The sequence below is a fragment of the Paenibacillus sp. J31R109 genome, from assembly GCF_059692055.1.
Map to the genome: position 1 here is coordinate 167,849 of NZ_JCAUAR010000010.1, position 16,121 is coordinate 183,969.

Consider the following 16,121-nt stretch of genomic DNA (forward strand, 5'->3'; position numbering starts at 1 on the left):
TAGGATTAGAAGGATCGTACAGAATCATGTAAGCAGGAAAGGAAGCTATCAAAGACGGATGAACGGATGCGATCCGCATTGTAGGTGAAATAAATATAGCGTTTAAAAGGGTTTTGAGGAATGCTTCGACAGCTCAATTCACCTCGTAACAGCTCTTTTGCGATGGCTATTTTAGAAATAACTGAAACACTTTCCCCTGTCATAACGGCCTGTTTAATCGCTTCTAAGGAGTCCATCTCCATCACTGGTTTTAGTTTAACTCCTAGTGTTTTGGCCCAATTTAGTGTCATGGTTCTTGTGCTAGACTCCTGTCCGTGCAGGATAAAGGGTACTTCGTTTAAGAACTCAGGGTGCAGTAATTCTTGTCTCGCAAAGCGATGATTAGGATTAAAAAAGAAAACGAGCTCATCTTCGCATAGCGTTTCCCCAACAAGTGGCGACCATTGAAAAGGTTCTGCTGACATGATGCCAATATCAATCTCATGATTTAACAGCATTTCTTGAATGACGGGTGTAGGTCTTACGGTTAAAGAGACTGAAATTTGCGGATACAGCTTCGAAAATGAACTCAGCATCTCTGGGAGCACATAGGTTCCTGGAACGGAGCTTGCTCCTATTTTCAAATGACCGCTGCCACGCTCATCGAACTCCTTCACGACTCGTTCGGCTTCCTGAACAAGTGCGTTAATTTTCTTCGCGTAATGATTCAATGATTGCCCCGCCTCGGTTAAATGGACCTTGCCACCGCGCGAATAAAATAGTTGCACACCCAGCTCTTGCTCCATCGATTTCATATGAAAGGAGACTGTAGGCTGCTTAAGCCCTAGGTGCTCTGCAACTGACGTAATTCGTTTGTGTTTATCAAGTAGTTCTATTACTTGGAGTTTTAACATGTTCCAATTCATATCGCTCATCCCTCTTTCTTACCCATCTGCTTTGGGGATCATTATAGAAAAAATCTATGGAAATGAATAGATACACAATAAAAACTTAACAATCTATTTACTTTGCTATGACACTTAGCTGACGATAGGCTCTTACACTAAAGGTGAGATCAAAAGCACGGAAGGAAGCATGCGATGTCTCTACAACTTAGCGGTATAAGCAAATCTTTTGGTTCTATGACAGCGTTGGAAGGTATTGAGCTTTCTCTCGCCAAAGGACGATTCACTACATTACTCGGTCCCTCGGGTTGCGGTAAAACTACCCTACTTCGAATCATTGCTGGTCTGGAGACACCTGATGCGGGTGAGCTGCATTTCGGAGATATCTGTTTGTTCTCGAAGAAGAGCAGGATCAATCGCCCTGTACACAAACGTAATTTTGGTATGGTTTTTCAAGATTTTGCACTCTGGCCGCATTTAACCGTGCTGGAGAATGTAGCATTTGGACTTAAAGCTACTGGTGACAAATCAAATTGGCGCCAGCGAACGATGGAAGCGATTGAGTTGGTACAGCTGCAAGGGAAGGAAAAGCGCTATCCGCACGAACTTTCAGGAGGCCAGCAGCAACGTGTTGCGCTTGCTCGTGCAATTGTTATCCAGCCACAGCTCGTATTATTCGATGAGCCAATGAGCGCGCTTGACGCCCTTTTGCGAGAAGAGATGCGATTAGAACTGATGAATTTGGTACGAAGAATCGGTTTCACCACTGTTTATGTCACACACGATCAAACTGAAGCCATGTCGATGTCAGATGAAATCATCGTAATGAAAGATGGGCGTATTTTACAAAAAGATACCCCAGAAGCCATTTATCAAAAGCCTACGCATCCCTTCACTGCTCGCTTTATTGGCAAAACCAATTGGTTAGAAGTGGACAAGCGACTAATCCGACCTGAGCATGTGCGGTGGGAATCTCTTTCTGAGAATGACCTTACCTATGAAGGCGTTGTACAAACGGTAAGTTACATGGGAGAACGTTATGAGGTCACGGTGCGTTTGAATACGGGAGAAGTTTGGATGGCATATCATCCTACGCGATTAAGGGTAGGGGATTTCGTAAAGCTTTACGTTTCACAGCAACAGATTCACGTGCTTTCTTAAGCAGTTACCATACATAGGAGAGGGAGTTTATCAATGAAAACAAAAATGAAGAAATCTTTGCACACGAGTACATTAGCTTTAATGACGGTTTTGATCGGCGTAGGATTAACGGGGTGTGGAACGGGCAGCCAAACGACGACCGCTGGAACAGCAACGGAAAAACCAACAGCATCGGCAGCAGCAACTGCATCCACGTCTACAGCTCCAACGACAACGCCTGAAGCAAAAAAGTTAAGCGGTAAAATCGTTGTTTATAGTGCGGGACCTAACCCACTTGCTGTTAGCATTCAAAAAGGCTTCACAGCAAAAACTGGCGTAGAAGTTGAAATGTTCCAAGGTACGACAGGTAAAATCATGGCACGTATGGAAGCTGAAAAAGGAAATCCAGTCGTCGATGTTGTTATTCTAGCTTCACTTCCTTCCGCAATCGGAATTACGAAAAGTGGGTTAACTCTCCCTTATAAAGAAGCTAAAAATATTGATAAATTAATTCCTGCTTATTCGGATAAAGAGGGTAACTATTTTAGCTACAGCTTGTCAGCATTAGGTATTGCTTATAACACGAAGCTTGTAACGAATCCGCCTAAAGAGTGGAGCGATCTAACGAAACCAGAATGGAAAGATCAAATTAATATCCCAGATCCTGCTCAATCTGGTTCCGCTCTTGATTTCATGTCTGGCTACACGAATAAAAACGGTGACGCTGCTTGGGATCTGTTTGGTAAAGTGAAAGCAAATGGCGCTATTATTGCTGGTGCTAACCAAGAAGCTATGGATCCGGTTATCTCAGGCGCGAAAAAGATTGTTATGGCAAGCGTTGACTATATGACGTACGCGTCAAAAGCAAAAGGTGAACCGATTGATTTGATTTATCCAGCAAGCGGAACGGTGATCTCTCCACGACCTGCGATGATTATGAAAACGTCCAAAAATGTCGATGCTTCCAAAGCTTTTATTGATTACTTGCTTTCCGATGAAGCTCAAAAATTGGTTACGGACTCTTACTTGCTTTCAGGTCGCAGTGACATTCAAATTCAAGGACGCGTTAATGCGAAGGATATCCCTACTTTTGATGTGAGCTGGAGCTGGATGAATGAAAATCAAGATGCGATTACGCAAAAGTTTACGCAATTATTTAAAAAGTAAGCTGAGGTTGGGGATGACGACAAGATGATCGTAAAACGCACAGGGACGTACTTAGCATTGCTGTTACTAGCCATGCTAGTCGTCCTTCCTCTTCTATTCGTGGCTTGGAAAAGTATTTGGACAAAGGGGACTTTAGATCTCCTAGCCCCATTACGAACCGTAATCGAAAAAGATTTGTCGGGTGTATTCACAAATTCTTTCATGCTCGGCATTTGGGTGGTCGTTGGCAGTACGCTGCTTGCTTTGCCACTCGCTTGGATCATGGCCAAAACACCACTTCGTAAGCATCGCTGGTTAGACATTGTGTTACTGATCCCCTTTATGACACCGCCATATATCGGCTCAATGGGTTGGATTCTCTTCATGCAGCCGCGAGGATACTTAGAGCAGTTTTTTCCAGGTGCACACTGGGTTAGCACTCATTTCTTCACCCTGTTCGGCATGATCACCATCATGAGTTTGCATTTATTCCCATTCTTGTATCTCATTCTCCGCAATGCCATTGTGCAAATTGGTGGAAATAAAGAAGAAGCTGCTGCTGTACATGGGGCTAGCTATTCTTATACATTACGGCGGGTGCTTCTGCCGCTTGTTTTCTCCAGCTATATCATGGGCGCTTTGCTCATTTTTGTTAAAACACTTGCCGAGTTTGGTACACCTATCACGTTCGGTAAACGTATCGGCTATTTCGTTCTCACAACGGAAATTCAAGCATCGATTTCTAGTTGGCCCGTCGATTTCGGGAAAGCGACTTCATTAGCTTCTCTTCTTTTGATGGCCTGTCTCGTGCTTTGGTACGTGCAGTCTCTAGTTGTTCGGAAGCACTCTTATAATCTGGTAAGCGGTAAAAGCTCACAGGGCAAAGTCATGGGCTACCGCGGCTGGCAACGTGCTCTCGCTTGGCTGTACGTAATCTTGGTGCTCGCCACCGCGATTGGCATCCCTTATTTCTCGATCATCTCAGCTTCACTCATGAAGCTGAGGGGGAATGGTCTCGCTTGGACGAATCTCACGCTTCGCCATTACGGTGAGCTTCTAACATGGGGCTCACCGAGCATGAAGGCCTTGACGAACAGCATGGGGCTCGCCTTGCTCGCGGCCTGCTTAGCGGCAGCGCTCGGTACATGGTTCGCCCTCACGATCGGGCGCGGCAAGCGCTTGCTGGAACGGATTACAGATATGTTCAGCCTGCTGCCGAACACCGTTCCCGATATGGTCCTTGTGGTCGGACTCATCATGCTATGGAACTCGGCTTGGATGCCGCTCCATCTTTACAACACCTACGGCATGGTTGTCCTCACGTACGTGGTATTCTTCCTGCCGTACACCGTGCAATACGTCAAGGCACGCAACGGCCAGCTTGACGAATCCTTGCGGCAAGCCGGGCAAGTATTCGGCGGTCAGCCGTGGTACGTGTTCCGACGTATCGTCTTACCCCTTCTCCTGCCGGGTATTATCGCCGGCTGGATGATGACCTTCACCATCTCGCTCCGCGAGCTCGTCGCCTCGATGATGGTACTCCCGCCGTCGATGCAGACGTCGGCGACCTATATTTTCGCTCAATTTGAGCAAGGTCAAATTTCGCTTGGTATGGCTATGGCTGTCGTTTCAGTTGGTATAACGACGATCCTGCTGTTGATAGTCAACAACATGAATTCAAACAGAAAGTGGAATGCGTAATGATGCATGTGGAAGTATGGGGCGGAGCCGGTGAACACGGTCGCTCCTGTTATTGGATTGGAAATACGAGGAGCAGTCTCATGCTCGATTGTGGGGTAAAGCGTGAAGGCATCGGTGAATACCCACTCCTAGATGCTGCTAAAGTAGCCGCATTGGATGCGGTTTTTCTATCTCACGCCCATGAAGACCATTCGATTGCGATCCCTTTGCTATACAAATTAGGGTACAGTGGCGTCGTGTGGACGACAAGAGTTACAGCCGAACAACTGCCTGGTTATTATTCAAGCTGGGGGAATTACGTTCGTCAACAAGGTGGCGAGTTGCCCTTCGATGATACCCATCTAGCAGCGGTCAAATACGCTTTCATTGAAGAAGCTGTACCCGCACAGCAATGGTTCACTATTTCTCCTGAACTGCGAGTGTGCTGGGGACGCAGCGGACATATGCTTGGTTCCATCTGGCTCATGATTGAGCTTGAAGGAAAGCGACTTTTCTACTCGGGTGATTATAGCGAGGATTCTATTGTGCTCGGTACAGATACGCCGCGGCTGACTGAACTAAGTCCTGCCTTGGATGGTGCTATCCTCGATGCTGCCTATAGCACGGATACCGAAGAGCAAGAGTCGAAGCTCGAGTCTCTCTTCATAGAAGCAGATCGCGTATTAGCCGCAAACGGCCTGCTGCTGCTGCCAGTTCCTGTGTGCGGCCGGGGGCAGGAGCTGCTGCTCTTGATGGAGCAGCGCTACCCGAATACGCCGATCCGCGTAGAGCAAGAGCTGATTGAAGCCATGAAGCTCATGCTTCAACATCCAAGCTGGCTCAAGGTCGGCGTGGCTGCACGATTAGCCGAAGCCTTAAGCAGCTCCCGTTCAGCGATCATTTCTACCGATGATGATCGCGAACGTCTACTCCAAGAGGACATCGCATGTTCGCGCGCGGCCATTTGGATCACCACGGATGGCATGATGCAATCCGTGAAAGCACAGTGGTATTACGACATGCTGCGTAATCACAACAATAATGGCATCCTGATCACGGGGCATGCCGCCAAAGGAACAACAGCGCATCGATTACTCGCGCTGCCAGATTCAGACAGTGGATGCCGAATACGCGCCATCCGCTACAAAATCCACCAAGGACTCCCCGATGTCCGCCGGATGGTCCAATCTATGCGGAGCAACTTCAAGCTGCTCGTCCATGCGCCGAAACGGGATACGGATGAGTTACTCCGACAACTACAAAAAGAGGGAGAGCAAGATCTGCTCTCCCTTGGGCCAGGTGCTCGCATCGTTTTGTAACGATGCGAGCACTTTTTAGCCTTTTAACATGTCATTCAACTCTTCCCACGACGTAATCCGCGGCAATGCCAGATGTTGATTATAGGATCTGTCCTTCACACAACTGCGGACTGGCAAGTGAGCTAACGTCTCCAGAACCGCTGGTTTATCATCGAAATAATAATCCAGCTCTAATGCCTCTATGATATGTACTTTCTCCGAATCACTCATCCCACAGAAGAAATGCCCCTCTGCGACAGGGAATCCGTGGTCGATCAGCCACTGCCGCGTGCGCTCCGTATGATCTTTGGGTCGAGCTGTGATGTAGTACACCTCATGGCCGTCCGCTACCAGCTGGTTGAGAACCTCACGCGCATGGGGAAATGTCGCACAATCCGAATAATAAATCTCATCGCGCAGAGTGTGCCACAGCTTTCCCCCCTCCTCTTTGGTTAATCCAAAGGCACTGTGAATTTCCATCGAAGGCAGGGCTTGGAACACCTCTAGCCCAACATTCTGCTGCAACTTGTGGTTGTAAATATGAAACGCATGCTCTCTTAGATTAATGAGGGTATCATCAATATCAAATCCAAGTTTCACCGTCTACCCCTCCATTCACTTGGCCTTTATTCCTTTAGTTTGATCCCAAAAAGACTTACGAATACCGAGGCCTGCCCTCTAGATATGATACATCCCCGCAGATCCTCAATGCTTACACCTAAACTGGTAAACTCACAGGTACTTAGGTCAATGCCTTCGAGTTTAGCCCCTGTAAATTGAGCTTGCTCCAACTTGCAAACCTCAAATTGTAGCTTTTGCAAAGTAGCCTCATAAAAATCAGAACTCATTAAAGAACAAGATTGAAACGTGATCTGCTTTAGATTAGCCATCCGGAATGTTGCAAAGTCCCCTAAACAATCTTGAAAAAGGATGTTTCGCAGCGTGGCTCCCGTGAGATCCATGCCCATAATTTTGCAATTACGAAATTCTGTACGATGAATCGTCGCTTCAGTGAAGTTCACATTCGACAAATCACATCGATCAAAAATAACATCCGTGAACTCAATTTCTTTCATCGAAATCCGGGTAAAGGTCACGTTGCGGAAAATAATTTTATCAAATGCAACTTTATAAGCAGACTGATTATCAATTACACAATCACTAATGATGCCTGTATGAAAGCAATCCTCAGGTTCAAATTTTCCTTCTTGCAACGTAATGATCGGTAATTCTTTCGGAAGTTTTGGTGCATCCAATTTAGGAATACTCATGAGAAGCTCCTTATCATAAGGTAATGGGGGCAAAAAAATAAGCCTTATCGGCTTACCTTTATAAAATGATCATTGTGGATAAGCTATGCAGCATGAAGAATAAGGATCCCCATTTTCTTTTGATGTAATTCCGACCACGGAAGAGCCTCGTCTTAATCGTAGAAACAGGCAAATTCACTTCACGGCTGATGTCTTCTAAGGACATATCCAAATAATATTTGTACACAATAAGATCTTTGTATTTGTCCGGTAGATCTTGAATCATTTGCTCGACTTGACTAAACGTTTCCTGCTCAATCAGTTGAAGCTCCGGCGTCTTCTCAAGACTCACCAATTTCTCAATCAATGGGCGCTCGTCTTGCGAAGGAAACGCACTCGTGTCCATGGAGAGTTCTTTCTTCTTCTTCCGCATCAGATCAATGGTTACATTCTTGCCAATGCTAAAAATCCAGCTGGAAAAGTTCTTGGTAGCATCAAATCGATGTGAATTCAAATGTGCTCGCAAAAAAGTCTCCTGAACAACATCTTCGGAATCTGATTTATTACGTAGCATACGAAAAGCCAGTCGATAAATTCTGTCCTTATACAGCTCCAGAAGTCGATTAAACGCTTTCGCATCTCCTTGACTCCACATTGTTGCAAGTTGACTATCGCTTAATTGCAGCATGTTAAATCTCCTTCACTAATGAAACTACCTATCTACTATTCTACCAAATCGAAGCAAAAAAAAGAAACCTTTTCAGGCTTCAAAGATGACTATTTATCGATAAAATTGGACACATATTCCGCTTTCTCTGCACTTGCAATCACAATTAGCGTTACAATAATTCCGAATAAGATAATCCCGCCTACGGTCATATCGCGCACCCTCTTTGCTGATTGATACGAATGATCATCTATTATCAAAGATATGATGCGCGCTCCTTATTATTCGCCGAGATTCATAATAACATATTGCTCAATATGGCTTACCAGTAAGCCGAAAGTCGGTTTTTGGACATCAACATGTCCACCAAGAAGCGATTTCACCGCCAGATATGGGAAGTTAATGCCCGCTAAACAGGTGACATGTAATCCGCCGGACATCCGTGGATTAATCTCAAGCAGCTTCGGTACACCCTGATTGTATTTAACTTGAATATTATAATTAAAAGGAATGCGATAGGTAGCAGCTACCTGATTAGCAAGTTCGATCAGCTCTGGTACTTCCTCCAACAGCCTCAATCGACCATCTGCTTTACGACGCGGAACCGCAGCAAGAAGCTCACCTTTTGCGGAAGCTAGGCAGTCTATGCTGTATTCAAGACCATTCAGTACTTCCATAACCATGACGTCATCAAAACGTTCCACTGTCGAGAAGTTCTGGTAGGCTTGCTCTTTCGTGAGATACGGCATGACGGGTCCAAACATGTCATTCAACGCATTCCGCTTATTGCTGATAATCCGAAATCCATTGCCGCCTTCACCATTCGTTGGCTTCATACAGACACCATGACCAGCCGCTGTGAGGGCATCATACGCCTCTAGAAACTGCTCAGCCGTATTCACCACATGATAATCGGGAATTGCAACAATTCCCTTTGGACGGATGGATTCGTAGAATTTTTGCTTCTCCATGAGATTTTCAAGAAGCTCAAGGTCACGACAAACGGTTACACGTGTACCGATTTTCTCAAACTCATCAATATGCTTGGCTATCGCGTACATATGCAATCTAGGAATAAATACATCAATCCCATGCTGCTTACAAAAGTTAAGCGCAAATTCTACGTAATCATCGTCGCCAAGAACAGGCTCTGTATCCGCATAATCCGCCGCTTGCAGTGCCATATGCGTTCGATCCGGATGGGTTGCGTACATCTTGAAAGGAGCTCCGTCCTCATTGTTGCGAATGCTGTTCATATAATGATAAGCGACAGAAAACCAGCGATTAAACCATACTTTTTTCATGAGGGCTCCTTTATGAGCAACTTTCTGTGCTCGTCATGTGTGGAATGTACGAACGATGTAATATCATCAGCCGCAAAAATACCAGACTCCTCGGTAAATCGATATTTCCCGGACTGACCCATCTGCTCTTGGCGGAATAGCTCTCCGTGACCTGGAGCAATCGCGAAATCAGCGATGTCTAACAAGCTCTGATCTAGAAGAGAATCGCCGGAAGCGATGACTTTTCGTCCACCAAGAATCTCGCTCAGGTGTGCAACCGCTGCTCCCTTGCTTACAGCCTCAGGAACGATGTACACCTTCCGTCCTTGCACAGAAGTACGCCAGCCCATCCCCATCAATTCAGCGCTGAGATCAGCGATCTCCTGCTTAGGCATACGGTCACGATCTACGATATGGGAGTAAAAGAGATCGTCACACCAGCTTGAGCTGATTACCCAATCTTGGCTTAACACGCCATGCATGACTAGGCGAATATCTTCCACTGGCGCACTCGTCTCGCTAACACGTGTCCTGACGAGATCTCTCCAATCCGTATCGACCTTGCCGTCGATCAACATATTTCCCCCATTGCTTGTCACAGCATATTGGGGTCTCAAGGTTTGGCTGATGAGATGAATCCGTACATATTGCGCGATGGTTCGTGTTGTCACAGGGATGAATATGAGCTCATTCATCAACGCTTGTAAACGTTGATACGTGGCTGCGGACATATAAGACCGTACTTTGCCATCTATCAGCTCGGCGACCATGATACGATCTCCCCAGTGCGCTGCACGTTCTTCGGGCTGAGAATAAATTAAGGTCTGATCCAAATCGCTGGCATAAATCATTCGGCATCTCCTTTCACAGATTGTATAAGGCCGCAACAGGAATAGGTGAGACCTGGATACACTTCAACAGGGACACCACGTGCCTCAGCTAAGAGCAGGATATGCCGAATATGCGGATTATCCATGCGATCTACCAAGATCCGCCACGGCACTCTCCTGAGCAAGACGCGCGTTGTCTCCCCCACTCCTGGCTTGATGAGATTCATATCTGCCATTTGATAAGTGGCCTGAATGGCTTGAATATCTCGTAGGCCATGCCAAGATATGGCAGGTGGATGCAACAACATATCCGTGGCAATCGCCTGAGCTTCCTCTCTCACCTGACTAAAATAAGGCACGATCGTTTCAATAAAATGATTTGACTGATCGTGTTCCAACCATTCCTTGTAATATTTGGAGCCATGAAAATCAGTTGGCCCAATCAGATCGTCACGCAACACCGTTCGACTCATTAAACCAGAGACCGTCGAGTTCAAACATGCGCTCGGAATCAGGAAGTCTTCGCGGGTTCCGAACATATCTGTGCAATGACCGGGGTCGGCGAGAACCGCAAGATCATCGTCCAAGATGATCCCGTAATCCTTTGCCATTTTGACACAAGCTTGGGTTAGCACTTTACGAATGGCCCCCTTGCCTGTCCACCCATCTATGAATTGCAGATGGGCTCCAGGATGCTTCTGCAACATGTACAAGAGAGCGTTCTCATCAATCCCCTTGCCACGAATAATCGAGATACTATAATGCGGTAGGTTCAGCTGATGGATGTCTTGCAAATAGCGTTTGATCAAAATACCGACAGGCGTCCCCGCGCGAGCCAAGGACACAAGGACCGTATTCGGTCCCTTCTTGGCCCGTATAATCTCGGCAACAGCCCCCACGGAAACCGCTACTTTCCTTGCGGATAGCTTAAGGGTTTCATGATACAAGTTCAAATACTCAGAGGAAGGCAGATGCTCCTTCGGAAGCATTTCGGAATAGTGCGTCCCGGATTGAATCGCACGTTCTCTTGCATCCAAGGCAACCTCAAGCTGTACATGGCTGATATCCTTCAGTAAAAATGTCACATCAGCAGAGGGATAGCTGCCCATTGCTTGGGGCTCCTCTATAGCTCTGGATCGCCAATCTTCCATACCCTAGCCTCCTTCCAGTCCACCGTTTGAGGTGAGAAAAAGACAATATGCAAGGTGTGCAGCCCCTTCGCTTGAAGAATGTGCAAGATCGGCTCCAAAGCGGATGGCGTCGTTTCTCTTTCCATAAAAAGAAATATCTCTTGGTACATGCCATACGCGATATTGTAGAAGAAATTCACAACGTTCTCATCCTCTGGGGAGGGAAAAGCATGACCATATTTCACCGCATAGTCACCTTGTTCGATGACATGAATGGGACTACGAGTCGTCGATTGATACGAGATCCCTGCGCCCATCTCAGCAGCAATTCGCATAGGGATATACATAAACTCCCCTGTACCCACACAGAGCGTCTTGCTGCCTGTACGCTTGCGCTTGAGCCGCTCTGCCGTTTGCGTGATGGAACGGTCTAGTTGTTCGGTATTCGCGGGTGTTAGCCCGAATCTACCACTATGCTGCAAATAGGGACGATCACCTGCAAAAGGTGCGTGCGCGAATAGGTCATTCACATAGAACATTTGCAGAGCCCCTGTAGGCCCCTCAGCTAGAGGGCTTGGCGGCTGCAGAGCTAGGCTCTCACTTGAGCCATAGACACTCGTATACCCGCTTATCAAGGAAATAACGTGAATCGTAACTTGCAATTCCTTCTCCAACTGAGCAAATTGTAAGATATCTTCCTCTGTACGCCAATCCAAGAGTGCTAGCACATAATATATTTTCTTCGGATATTTCCCTTGCAGATCGCGAATGATATTGAGCGATGTTTTACCTGTCGTAATTTCATCATCCACTAGAACAAGAATTTCGGGGTGTCCAAGAATCGCAGGGTCGTCGGAGTAACCATAGTGGGCCGTAGCATGGGAATGCTCTTCTTCGAACTGAAGGATGGACGGTGATTCTTCAATCACTTCACGTGTCGTGTGCAAATAATGACTTCCTTGTCCAAACGTCTCATACACCGCATGACCAATTGCCGTTGCTGTTTCTGCAAATCCAATAAACGTGATGGGCTGCTGCAGTTGTAGGCGCTCAGACATGACCGTCTTATAGGCAGCATCCGCTTTCTCTGGGAAGACAAGCCCTTCAACTGCCAGTTGTACCTTCTCTTCAGACTCCTTGCCCTCTAAAGCTTGCTGCAGTAGTAGCGCTAATGTAGTCCCACTTAACAGCGAAGTGTACGGATTCAAAGGAATATGCTTGCCTAATACTTTGCTCACAAACAAAAAAGACCGTTTCTTATTAATTCTCGCTGCCATCGCGAATAACGCATCCAAAGGGATGTTATACGGATTGGAGGTCACAGTGATGTCGAGCTCCAAATCACCTGCTATTTTATACGTACGCTCGGTTAGGCCTAATGTATAGTCCATCAAAGGATTGTTGTTCATGCAGCACCCCGTAAATTTGTGATCGTAAAAGAATACGCTTCGCCCAATTAGAATGGGGTTTAAATTCGTTCATTTTGTTCCCATACGCACTCTTCATGACACCAAGATCTCCATGATTATTGGATAGAATGCTCGTGGCATCCGTGTACTCCTCATGCGTGACCGTATAGAGCGATTGAACGGGCTTAATGTGCGTAGGATGAATAATGGTTTTGCCAATCATGCCATTTTCCTTATCCAACATCACTTCGTTAATGAGCCCTTTCGTAGGGAAATATTCCCACACGGGTCCAGAGATCACGTTAGAAGCTTCCATACGCCCAAAAATATTAAGTATATCCGCAACACAATCCCGAATAGGTACAATATCATAGATCGTCCGATCAGGGCTGCGTCTAAGCCCAAACAAGCTTGAGAAATCCGTGGCACCAATGCGAATATTTAAGACCAAATGCTTATATTTCTTAATGATTTCGTTTATCGAAAGTAAGGTAGAAGTCCGGCTTTCCTTATAAATAATCGCTCCTGATTCTAAAATGGGCAGACCATACAAAGTAGGCGCAGCTTCTGCTTTCTCGTCATTATAATCCTCTAAAATTTGAAAGTAAGCCTCGCCATTGTCAGCTGTGAATTTCGGAAATACAATACCTGTCAGAAGGGCTACATGATCCTCCAACCGTTCCAGTAAATAATTCAACTGATTGACACTTCTAACTCGCAAGAAAATCAATGGCAGATTATCTGCGTTTAGAATGCCTACATCAATCCAATGAGCAATTCGATTCATTTGTCCAATGAGGGATTCCTCTGCTGCATGCACCTCGTTATCCCCTACCGCATCCTCCAGATCAAGAACAACGGAAACAAGGCCTTCGATTTTACCAAATGCAATGTCTTCTGCAAACGTAAGTCGTGTCGCTGGCATATACAGAGCCGCACCAATGGAATGTGCTAGAATGTCTTTGTGCGAATGATTATGGAAGGAATTCGGCGGTAAAAAAAATAAAGCTTGCTCTTCATCCGCAGTTAAATAATTGAAATATCGCATGCCGATTCCTCCCTTATTTGTTGAAAGGACAATCCCTCCTTAGCGGAGGGATTGTCCTTGTTTAAACATATGATGTAGTTATTAAGATCCTTTTACAGATCCAGCCTTCCTCTTGCGAAGTGAGCTTAGAATAATTGTTCCTCCGAACAAAGCAATAATTAAGGAGAAGAACACGAAGTGTGATAGATGGAAACCAAACGCACCAGCAATCATTTTGGCACCGATGAGAATAATAAGAATAAACGCCGTTTTTTCCAATTCCGGTATCTTGTCAATGAGCTTTAAGAAGACTTGTGCCACGCCTCTCATCATAAGTACTCCTAAAATACCACCAACGAACAATACCCATACCTTGTCACTAACACCGAATGCAGCAAGTACACTATCCACGCTAAAAGCAATATCCATGACTTCTACTGCTAATACTGTACGCCAGAAGGAAAGGCCTTTATTCTTAACTTCCCCGCCTTCAGGGTTATCATGTTTCTTCTTAAAGAGATTACTGTAGGCAATCCATAGGAGATAAGCACCACCGGCTACTTTAATCCACATAATCTGGACTAAGAACGTTCCTACACCAATTGCAACAAACCTGAATATGTAGGCACCGAGTAGACCATAGAATAACGCTCGCTTCTGTTGTTCCTTCGGTAAATGCTTAACCATAACCGCAAGAACGAGTGCATTATCTGCTGAAAGAAGTCCCTCTAGAATAATAAGGGTACCAATAATCCCCCAGTTTACGGGATCCGTAAGTGTTGCCGAGAGCACGTCCCAACTGAAAAAATTCATGAAGTTATCTACAAAACTTTGAAAAAAGTCTGACATTAAGGTGGACCCCCTGTTTTATTTGCTATTCAACCTCAAGCGCTTCAAGCCTCATCTATATCATTCTCCAATAACACGATTCGTCTCTTCGGAGCATTGATTTCCAATCCATAACACAACAAAGCTGGTCAAGTGAACACCATTTCTCGAGTCGAATTGATTAAGAAGAGTAGGGAGGGTGATACCCTGAAAGTACCACCCCTTTATTACAACTTCCAACTTAGGAAGTTTGCAAACCGTAATCACGTGCCAAACCTGCTAGCCCATCTTTGTATCCACTGCCGATAGCGCTAAATTTCCACTCACCGCTATGACGGTAAAGTTCACCGATAACTACGCCTGTTTCAACGGAAAAATCTTCGCCAAGATCGAAACGAATTAATTCTGAGCCAGAACCTTCGTTTAGTACACGCACATAAGCATTGGAGACTTGTCCAAAGTTTTGCGCTCTTGCTTCCGCATCATGAATCGTAATGCAGAATGCGATTTTCTCTGTTTCAGCAGGTACTGCGCTAAGATCAACGTAGATAACTTCATCATCGCCATCTCCTGCACCTGTACGATTGTCACCTTTGTGCTCGATGGAACCATTCGCATTTTTGGTGTTGTTGTAGAAAATGAAGTCGGAATCGTTGCTAACTTTACCAGCTGCATTCGCTGCAAAAATGGAAGCATCCAAATCGAAATCCTTACCGCCATCATATTTGTTCGTGTCCCAACCTAAGCCAACGAGAACTTTCGTTAGACCTGGGTTTGTTTTCGTTAAATCAACTTTTTGACCTTTAGATAATGAAATAGACATGTGAAATACCTCTCTTTATATAGGATTTGGCTGTGCCATTATTGATATCTTTTGACCAATTGTCCGATCGTTGTATCTGTACTGCCTTCACCAATTGCACTGAATTTCCATTCGCCGCCGTGTCGGTAAATTTCACCAACAATGAGGGATGATTTGCCTGAATAATCGTCAGTTAAGTTAAACTTAACCAACTCCTGTTGATTTGCACCATTCAATACACGGATATAGGCAGATTGAATGAGACCGAAATCTTGCTTTCTATTCACACAGTCATAAATATTCACGACGAATGCGATTTTGCTCACATCAGCGGGAACTTGTCCTAAATTAATAGAAATCGTCTCATCGTCTCCAGCGCCATCGCCGGTACGGTTGTCACCAGAGTGAACAACGGAACCATCAGGGCTTTGTAGATTAGCAAAATAAATCACATGTTTCTGGTTCGTTATTTTACCCTTTTCATCCAATAAAATCACGGAAGCGTCACAATCGATCTCGACTGCCGATTTCTTTGAGCCGAAGAACCCCTTCTTCTCAACAACTGCAGGATCCCAACCCAATCCAACCACAACTTTAGAAAGACCTGCGTTACCTTTGGTTAAATCAATCTTTTGACCTTTGACTAAACTGATTGTCAACGAGGCCACCTCCCTTCGCTTACCTGTTTTAGTGAACTCCCTTATCTGATACGCATGAAATTCAATCACGTTTCACTTTCCTGGGTAA

At 45.5% G+C, this 16,121-nt stretch carries 16 protein-coding genes; 4 read left to right on the top strand and 12 right to left on the bottom strand.

Annotated features, from left to right (window positions below; all coding sequences use genetic code 11):
- Positions 1–5: 5 nt before the first annotated feature.
- The gene (locus AC58QT_RS23315; protein ID WP_497411117.1) at positions 6–905 is read right to left on the bottom strand and encodes a LysR substrate-binding domain-containing protein; all 900 of its coding nucleotides are present in this window, start codon (positions 903–905) and stop codon (positions 6–8) included.
- A gap of 174 nt (positions 906–1,079) precedes the next feature.
- Here AC58QT_RS23315 and AC58QT_RS23320 point away from each other — a divergent pair, with 174 nt between their 5' ends.
- From AC58QT_RS23320 to AC58QT_RS23335, 4 genes are read left to right on the top strand one after another with little or no spacing between them, the layout of a single operon-like run.
- Positions 1,080–2,045, top strand: a complete 966-nt coding sequence (locus AC58QT_RS23320) for an ABC transporter ATP-binding protein (RefSeq protein ID WP_497411118.1) — start codon at positions 1,080–1,082, stop codon at positions 2,043–2,045.
- 33 nt (positions 2,046–2,078) lie between these two features.
- The gene (locus tag AC58QT_RS23325; protein WP_497411119.1) at positions 2,079–3,191 is read left to right on the top strand and encodes an ABC transporter substrate-binding protein; all 1,113 of its coding nucleotides are present in this window, start codon (positions 2,079–2,081) and stop codon (positions 3,189–3,191) included.
- A 24-nt stretch (positions 3,192–3,215) separates the two neighbouring features.
- Positions 3,216–4,871, top strand: coding sequence for an ABC transporter permease (locus tag AC58QT_RS23330; protein WP_497411120.1), 1,656 nt, complete (start codon positions 3,216–3,218; stop codon positions 4,869–4,871).
- Positions 4,871–6,169 carry an MBL fold metallo-hydrolase gene (locus AC58QT_RS23335; RefSeq protein ID WP_497411121.1) on the top strand — a complete coding sequence of 433 codons (1,299 nt, stop codon included), beginning with the start codon at positions 4,871–4,873 and terminating at the stop codon, positions 6,167–6,169. Before AC58QT_RS23330 ends, AC58QT_RS23335 begins: the two co-directional genes overlap by 1 nt.
- 15 nt (positions 6,170–6,184) lie before the next feature.
- Here the strand turns inward: AC58QT_RS23335 and AC58QT_RS23340 are convergent, their stop codons facing one another.
- The 11 genes from AC58QT_RS23340 to AC58QT_RS23390 form a co-directional block, all read right to left on the bottom strand.
- Positions 6,185–6,748 carry a 5' nucleotidase, NT5C type gene (locus tag AC58QT_RS23340; protein WP_497411122.1) on the bottom strand — a complete coding sequence of 188 codons (564 nt, stop codon included), beginning with the start codon at positions 6,746–6,748 and terminating at the stop codon, positions 6,185–6,187.
- Between the two features lie 26 nt (positions 6,749–6,774).
- Positions 6,775–7,419, bottom strand: coding sequence for a pentapeptide repeat-containing protein (locus tag AC58QT_RS23345; protein ID WP_310501568.1), 645 nt, complete (start codon positions 7,417–7,419; stop codon positions 6,775–6,777).
- Between the two features lie 58 nt (positions 7,420–7,477).
- Positions 7,478–8,086 carry a sigma-70 family RNA polymerase sigma factor gene (locus AC58QT_RS23350; protein ID WP_497411123.1) on the bottom strand — a complete coding sequence of 203 codons (609 nt, stop codon included), beginning with the start codon at positions 8,084–8,086 and terminating at the stop codon, positions 7,478–7,480.
- Between the two features lie 260 nt (positions 8,087–8,346).
- Positions 8,347–9,369, bottom strand: a complete 1,023-nt coding sequence (locus AC58QT_RS23355) for an ATP-grasp domain-containing protein (RefSeq protein ID WP_497411124.1) — start codon at positions 9,367–9,369, stop codon at positions 8,347–8,349.
- On the bottom strand, positions 9,366–10,199 hold the full coding sequence (locus AC58QT_RS23360) for an HAD family hydrolase (RefSeq protein WP_497411125.1): 834 nt from the start codon (positions 10,197–10,199) through the stop codon (positions 9,366–9,368). The genes AC58QT_RS23355 and AC58QT_RS23360 overlap by 4 nt, the downstream gene beginning before the upstream one ends.
- Positions 10,196–11,329, bottom strand: a complete 1,134-nt coding sequence (locus AC58QT_RS23365) for a cysteine protease StiP family protein (RefSeq protein WP_497411126.1) — start codon at positions 11,327–11,329, stop codon at positions 10,196–10,198. The genes AC58QT_RS23360 and AC58QT_RS23365 overlap by 4 nt, the downstream gene beginning before the upstream one ends.
- Positions 11,302–12,717, bottom strand: a complete 1,416-nt coding sequence (locus tag AC58QT_RS23370; protein WP_497411127.1) for a phosphoribosyltransferase family protein — start codon at positions 12,715–12,717, stop codon at positions 11,302–11,304. Before AC58QT_RS23370 ends, AC58QT_RS23365 begins: the two co-directional genes overlap by 28 nt.
- Positions 12,662–13,765, bottom strand: a complete 1,104-nt coding sequence (locus AC58QT_RS23375) for an HpcH/HpaI aldolase/citrate lyase family protein (RefSeq protein WP_497411128.1) — start codon at positions 13,763–13,765, stop codon at positions 12,662–12,664. The genes AC58QT_RS23370 and AC58QT_RS23375 overlap by 56 nt, the downstream gene beginning before the upstream one ends.
- An 81-nt stretch (positions 13,766–13,846) precedes the next feature.
- The gene (locus tag AC58QT_RS23380) at positions 13,847–14,593 is read right to left on the bottom strand and encodes a TerC family protein (protein ID WP_497411129.1); all 747 of its coding nucleotides are present in this window, start codon (positions 14,591–14,593) and stop codon (positions 13,847–13,849) included.
- Between the two features lie 220 nt (positions 14,594–14,813).
- A complete protein-coding gene (locus AC58QT_RS23385) occupies positions 14,814–15,395 on the bottom strand; it encodes a TerD family protein (protein WP_310501576.1) in 582 nt (193 codons plus the stop codon).
- Between the two features lie 38 nt (positions 15,396–15,433).
- Positions 15,434–16,033, bottom strand: coding sequence for a TerD family protein (locus tag AC58QT_RS23390; RefSeq protein WP_310501577.1), 600 nt, complete (start codon positions 16,031–16,033; stop codon positions 15,434–15,436).
- Positions 16,034–16,121 lie beyond the last annotated feature (88 nt).

What these genes read in the sequence shown, in the direction of transcription:
- AC58QT_RS23375 (WP_497411128.1), bottom strand. Translation starts at nt 13,765, where the DNA reads ATGCGATATTTCAATTATTTAACTGCGGATGAAGAGCAAGCTTTATTT.
- AC58QT_RS23325 (WP_497411119.1), top strand. Translation starts at nt 2,079, where the DNA reads ATGAAAACAAAAATGAAGAAATCTTTGCACACGAGTACATTAGCTTTA.
- AC58QT_RS23345 (WP_310501568.1), bottom strand. Translation starts at nt 7,419, where the DNA reads ATGAGTATTCCTAAATTGGATGCACCAAAACTTCCGAAAGAATTACCG.
- AC58QT_RS23320 (WP_497411118.1), top strand. Translation starts at nt 1,080, where the DNA reads ATGTCTCTACAACTTAGCGGTATAAGCAAATCTTTTGGTTCTATGACA.
- AC58QT_RS23370 (WP_497411127.1), bottom strand. Translation starts at nt 12,717, where the DNA reads ATGAACAACAATCCTTTGATGGACTATACATTAGGCCTAACCGAGCGT.
- AC58QT_RS23380 (WP_497411129.1), bottom strand. Translation starts at nt 14,593, where the DNA reads ATGTCAGACTTTTTTCAAAGTTTTGTAGATAACTTCATGAATTTTTTC.
- AC58QT_RS23365 (WP_497411126.1), bottom strand. Translation starts at nt 11,329, where the DNA reads ATGGAAGATTGGCGATCCAGAGCTATAGAGGAGCCCCAAGCAATGGGC.
- AC58QT_RS23315 (WP_497411117.1), bottom strand. Translation starts at nt 905, where the DNA reads ATGAATTGGAACATGTTAAAACTCCAAGTAATAGAACTACTTGATAAA.
- AC58QT_RS23360 (WP_497411125.1), bottom strand. Translation starts at nt 10,199, where the DNA reads ATGATTTATGCCAGCGATTTGGATCAGACCTTAATTTATTCTCAGCCC.
- AC58QT_RS23335 (WP_497411121.1), top strand. Translation starts at nt 4,871, where the DNA reads ATGATGCATGTGGAAGTATGGGGCGGAGCCGGTGAACACGGTCGCTCC.
- AC58QT_RS23355 (WP_497411124.1), bottom strand. Translation starts at nt 9,369, where the DNA reads ATGAAAAAAGTATGGTTTAATCGCTGGTTTTCTGTCGCTTATCATTAT.
- AC58QT_RS23350 (WP_497411123.1), bottom strand. Translation starts at nt 8,086, where the DNA reads ATGCTGCAATTAAGCGATAGTCAACTTGCAACAATGTGGAGTCAAGGA.
- AC58QT_RS23330 (WP_497411120.1), top strand. Translation starts at nt 3,216, where the DNA reads ATGATCGTAAAACGCACAGGGACGTACTTAGCATTGCTGTTACTAGCC.
- AC58QT_RS23385 (WP_310501576.1), bottom strand. Translation starts at nt 15,395, where the DNA reads ATGTCTATTTCATTATCTAAAGGTCAAAAAGTTGATTTAACGAAAACA.